The sequence below is a fragment of the Bacteroides sp. ET489 genome, assembly GCF_030518095.1.
GTDB lineage: Bacteria > Bacteroidota > Bacteroidia > Bacteroidales > Bacteroidaceae > Bacteroides > Bacteroides ndongoniae.
In genome coordinates, this window is the sequence record NZ_JAULLJ010000077.1 from 1 (window position 1) to 4,785 (window position 4,785).

Genomic DNA, 4,785 nt, shown 5'->3' on the forward strand with positions numbered 1-4,785 from the left:
TAGTCTTAATATCCCAAATCCTTTAAATAATCTCCCATCTTAGCCTGCACCTCTGCTAATTCTGCCTCCAATGCATCAATTTCTTTCTGTACGGCCGGAATATCCACTTCTGCTTCTTCCTCAAAAGTGTCCACATAGCGAGGAATGTTCAGATTATAGTCATTTTCCTGTATATCGGCAGGAGTAGCTACAAAAGCGTATTTCTCTTCTGCGACACCGGGTTCGAGCTGCCCCGCAGTGAACTGTTGATAAACAGAAACGATATGGCTAATATCTTCCGAACGTAACTTGTTCTGGTTCTTTCCGTTTTCATACTCTCTGCTGGCATCGATAAATAATACATTGTCCGTCTTCTTCCCCTTACTGAAAATGGCAATGGCTGCCGGAATACCTGTTCCAAAAAACAGATTAGCCGGCAATCCGATAACAGCTTCCAACAAATTCTCATCAATCACCTGTTTGCGGATTTTGCCTTCGCTTGTTCCGCGGAACAGTACGCCGTGCGGAATTACTACACCGACCTTACCGCTACCATCCTGAGCTACTTCTATCATGTGGGAAATAAAAGCCCAGTCGCCTTTGCTCCTTGGTGGAACACCTCTCCAAAAACGGTTATAAGAATCGTGAGCAGCCTCTTCAGCTCCCCATTTGTCTAACGAAAATGGAGGATTAGCAATCACTGTATCAAACTTCATTAACTTGTCATCCTCTTTCAGCTTCGGATTGCGTAACGTATCTCCCCAGCGTATCACTGCGTTGTCGAAACCGTGGAGGAACATGTTCATCATGGCCAGCGCCCAAGTGCTACCATTTACTTCCTGACCGTAAAGAGAGAAGTTATTGTTACCCACCTCCTTGCCGGCCTTAATTAGCAGAGAGCCGGAACCACAAGTCGGATCACAGATACGTGCACCAGGTTTACTCTTTGTCAGTTTAGACAACAAAGTTGAAACTTCTGCCGGAGTAAAGAACTCTCCCGCTTTCTTCCCTGACTCACTAGCAAATGTAGAGACCAGATACATATAAGCATCTCCAATGATATCATTATTTTCTAAATGAGATTCATCCAATTCCAGTTCACTGAAATCTACCAATAGATTTTTCAATCGGGCATTCTTTTCTTTCGGTTCACCCAAATTAGCTGAATTGAAACTGATATTACGGAAAATACTACTACCGTCTTCACTGCTCATTTTCTCACGATTGGCATCCTCAATGTCTGCCAATGCCATATCAATCAACTCTCCGATATTGTCCGCCGTACGGTGTTGATATAAATAATCAAATGAACTGGTTTCAGGAATAAGGAAACGTTCATGACGCATGGAACGGGCCGCCCGTTCTTTATCTCCTTCGTATCTGTTCAAATATTCTGAATATTTGGCTTTGTACACATCACTGACATATTTCAAGAAAAGCATAGTCAGAATATAATCTTTATATTGACTAGGATCTATCACTCCACGGAAAGTGTCACAAGCTTTCCAAACTACACGATTGATTTGTGACTGATCTGTTTTTTGTTGAATTTCCATATATTGATTACTTTATTTTATTCATTAATAATTGTTGTACAATGGTCTGTTTTTTTTCAATGATTGCTTGTTGTAGCTCCATTTCTCTTTTTGACAAACGAGCTATGGCTACAATAGTTTTTTGTTCTTCTAACGAAGGGACGGGTATCTCTAAATTTTCCACAGCAGGTTTATGAATAAGTGGTGTTGCACTACCGACCTGATTGCTTTTGAAATATGCCTTTATAGAAGGTTGACGCAAGAACCAACAAAGATACTCAGGTGTAACTACCGGTGATTTCAATCGTATTACGAAAAAAGAAGTAGAAGCTACCGCTTTTTCTTGCTCACGAAATACCACACTTAAGTAATTTACTCCCTTAGAGGCAAAAAGAATATCACCTTCCTGCAATAAATTCTTCTGCATTTTAGCTGTCAATAATACTCGGGAAGCATATTTTATAATTACCGCATCCGTACAATCTTTGGTCTGTAGATATGCTATCTCTCCATCAGGATCTGTTTTCTCATACACTCCAGATAGGATTTCTGCAAGGTCTTTTAGATATATTTTTTTCTTAGTAATCATTTTACTTTAATTTATCAATGCAAATATACATCTTATTTTTAAGATTCCAAATAGTATAACATATTTTTCTAAGTAATCTAATTACTATTTATATTACATAGGTATAATACCATATATTATTCATACGATGACATGATAATCTCTGCCTAAATTGAAAAAATAAACAACTCATTTCCAAATACATGTTACATTGATATAGGAAAGCCAGAATTTAAAAAAAATAGAAGCAAATACTTATGAATATGAATAATATAACCCAATAAAGACTAAAAATCATACCATTATTTCATTTCTTACAGCAAATATCGCCCTTTGCCACTGACTGTGCAAGGCGGCCCTGTCGGGCTGGTTGGCTGGAAAAAAATCATCCTCGCTTCGCTCCGGTATTTTTTTCCGCCAAGCCTTGCACCGGTCATTGGCAAAGAACAGCCGGGCCAGTAAGAAATTGAAATACTGGCTCCACGGAGCCGGTCATGTCTAATTTAAATAAAAGAATATGACTGAAGAAGTTGGAAAGAAGGTATGTGAAGGTACAGTAGCAGACCTCATGAAGGACAAGACCGGAAAACAGACGGTTATCACGTTGACAAGAAAGAATGCTTACCGAGTGAAGAAAATCAGAGAACAAGGGACGGATGACGAAGCCGTCCTTTTTCATTTCCGTAAACGCTGTACGGGAATGGGCTCCTATGTACACACAATCGAAGCGGCAGACGGAGAAACAGAACTTCATCCGTCTGAATTTGAAAAATGGGAAGCTGTGGAATTCCTGTATCCCGGCTACCTGGAAGACCTGCTTGATGCTGCATACAACGCATACAGATGGAGTTCCTTTGAACCTGAAGCAAGGGCGGAAACAGACATCATGCAATATGAAAAACAACTTGTAGAGGATCTGAAACAGATTCCGGAAGAAAAGCAGAACGAGTATGTCAGTGCATACCATAGCAAGTTTTCCGCCCTGTTGGGCAGTCTCTCACGATGTGCCAGTCCGATGGTGACAGGGCCTGCCAAATTCAACTGCCAGCGCAACAACAAGGCCTTGGACGCATACCAGAACAGATTTGATGAATTTCATGACTGGCGTAACCGCTTCAAGGCTGCCATGGAAAGGATGAAAGAGGCTGCCAAACCGGAAGAACAGAAGCAGGAAGAGGCATGGAACCGCCTGAAGCGTGACATTGCAAGCAGCGCACAGACCATTCACGATATTGATACCGGTAAAGCAAGAGGATACAGCCGTGCCTTATTTGTCAGCAGTATCCTCAATAAGGTAAGCACCTATGCAGGAAAAGGAGAAGTGGAAATCGTACAGAAAGCGGTAGACTTCATTACAGACTTCAATGCACAATGCAAAAAACCTGTTATCACTCCGCGGAACCGTTTCTTCCAACTGACGGAAATGGCACGGCAGGCCAGACTGAAACTTCAGGAAATCAGAGAACGGGAAAACCGTGAACTGAAATTTGAAGGCGGAACGCTGGTATGGAACTATGAGGCAGACCGCCTGCAAATCCTGTTTGACAGTATTCCGGATGACCAGAGGCGCAGGGAACTGAAATCATACGGTTTCAAATGGTCGCCGAGATACCAGGCATGGCAACGGCAACTTACACAGAATGCCGTATATGCAGTCAAAAGAGTGTTGAACCTTCAAAACCTATAAGACATGAAAGACCAATTGAAATATGTAATCGATTTCCGCTACTTCGACGGAACATGCCTGACAAGTATGAGTGACGGATTCCACAATGACTATGGTGGGGAAACAATAGAAGAACTGCGCATACGGGAAAACAATCCCTATCTGAAAGCAGTAACACCTTCTGATATAGACAAGAAGCTGCGGCTATACAATCAATCCCTGTCCGAACCGTTCAAGGAAATCACCGAAGAAGACTACTATGACCTGCTGGATGTACTGCCACCCTTGCGCATGAGACAAAACTCGTTCTTTGTGGGAGAACCGTATTACGGAAATATGTACTCTTTCTGCTTCACCCATCAAGGAAGATATTTCAAGGGCCTGCGCTCCGTACTTACTCCGCAATCCGAACTGGACAGTCAGATAGACCGTCACATGGAAATCATCAACCGAAAAGCCGTGATCTCAAAAGAGGAAACAGGCAAAACGGTCACAACCGGAACCAGACTCATTCCATATTATTTTTCACTGGACGGAAAACAGCCCGTATTCATCTGCAACCTTGTCATCCAATCAGATTCCAGACAAGCAAGGACGGACATGGCGAATACCCTGAAAAGTCTTCGCCGGAACCATTATCAGTTCTATAAAGGGAAAGGACATTACGAAACTCCGGACGAACTGATAGACCATATATCAGGAAAGAAGTTCACCCTTGTTTCCGACGGACATTTCTTTCAATATCCTCCCGACAGGGAATCCGCAACTTTCATCGGACATATCAAGGAGACATCAGAGGAATTTCTTTTCCGGATCTATGACCGTGAATATTTCCTGTATCTCCTTAAAAGACTGAGGACCGTGAAAAAGGAGTCCGCACAGGAACAAATAAATATCAAATCATAACATTCGGGGAATGCGGTAGAATGACTGCCGTATTCCCTCATAAAAACAATAAAAGTATGAACAAATCAAACACTCTATACTGGAAAACAGCCACAGATCCGGCTGAGCGCATTGAGGTCAGACTCGTCCTT

Annotated in this window: 4 protein-coding genes; 2 read left to right on the forward strand and 2 right to left on the reverse strand. The window is 42.1% G+C overall.

Annotation, left to right across the window (positions count from 1 at the left end):
* Positions 1-5 precede the first annotated feature (5 nt).
* Together Q3C19_RS17775 and Q3C19_RS17780 are read right to left on the reverse strand one after the other, a co-directional pair.
* Complete coding sequence (locus tag Q3C19_RS17775) at positions 6-1,535, reverse strand: type I restriction-modification system subunit M (RefSeq protein ID WP_302731137.1); 1,530 nt, start codon at positions 1,533-1,535, stop codon at positions 6-8.
* A 7-nt stretch (positions 1,536-1,542) separates the two neighbouring features.
* Positions 1,543-2,103 carry a restriction endonuclease subunit S gene (locus tag Q3C19_RS17780; RefSeq protein WP_117917951.1) on the reverse strand — a complete coding sequence of 187 codons (561 nt, stop codon included), beginning with the start codon at positions 2,101-2,103 and terminating at the stop codon, positions 1,543-1,545.
* 496 nt (positions 2,104-2,599) lie between these two features.
* On the opposite strand from Q3C19_RS17780, the gene Q3C19_RS17785 reads away from it, so the two are divergent.
* Positions 2,600-3,769, forward strand: coding sequence for a hypothetical protein (locus Q3C19_RS17785; RefSeq protein WP_302731140.1), 1,170 nt, complete (start codon positions 2,600-2,602; stop codon positions 3,767-3,769).
* 3 nt (positions 3,770-3,772) lie between these two features.
* Positions 3,773-4,654 carry a hypothetical protein gene (locus tag Q3C19_RS17790; protein ID WP_204429340.1) on the forward strand — a complete coding sequence of 294 codons (882 nt, stop codon included), beginning with the start codon at positions 3,773-3,775 and terminating at the stop codon, positions 4,652-4,654.
* Positions 4,655-4,785 lie beyond the last annotated feature (131 nt).

What these genes read in the sequence shown, in the direction of transcription:
- Q3C19_RS17775 (WP_302731137.1), bottom strand. Translation starts at nt 1,535, where the DNA reads ATGGAAATTCAACAAAAAACAGATCAGTCACAAATCAATCGTGTAGTT.
- Q3C19_RS17780 (WP_117917951.1), bottom strand. Translation starts at nt 2,103, where the DNA reads ATGATTACTAAGAAAAAAATATATCTAAAAGACCTTGCAGAAATCCTA.
- Q3C19_RS17785 (WP_302731140.1), top strand. Translation starts at nt 2,600, where the DNA reads ATGACTGAAGAAGTTGGAAAGAAGGTATGTGAAGGTACAGTAGCAGAC.
- Q3C19_RS17790 (WP_204429340.1), top strand. Translation starts at nt 3,773, where the DNA reads ATGAAAGACCAATTGAAATATGTAATCGATTTCCGCTACTTCGACGGA.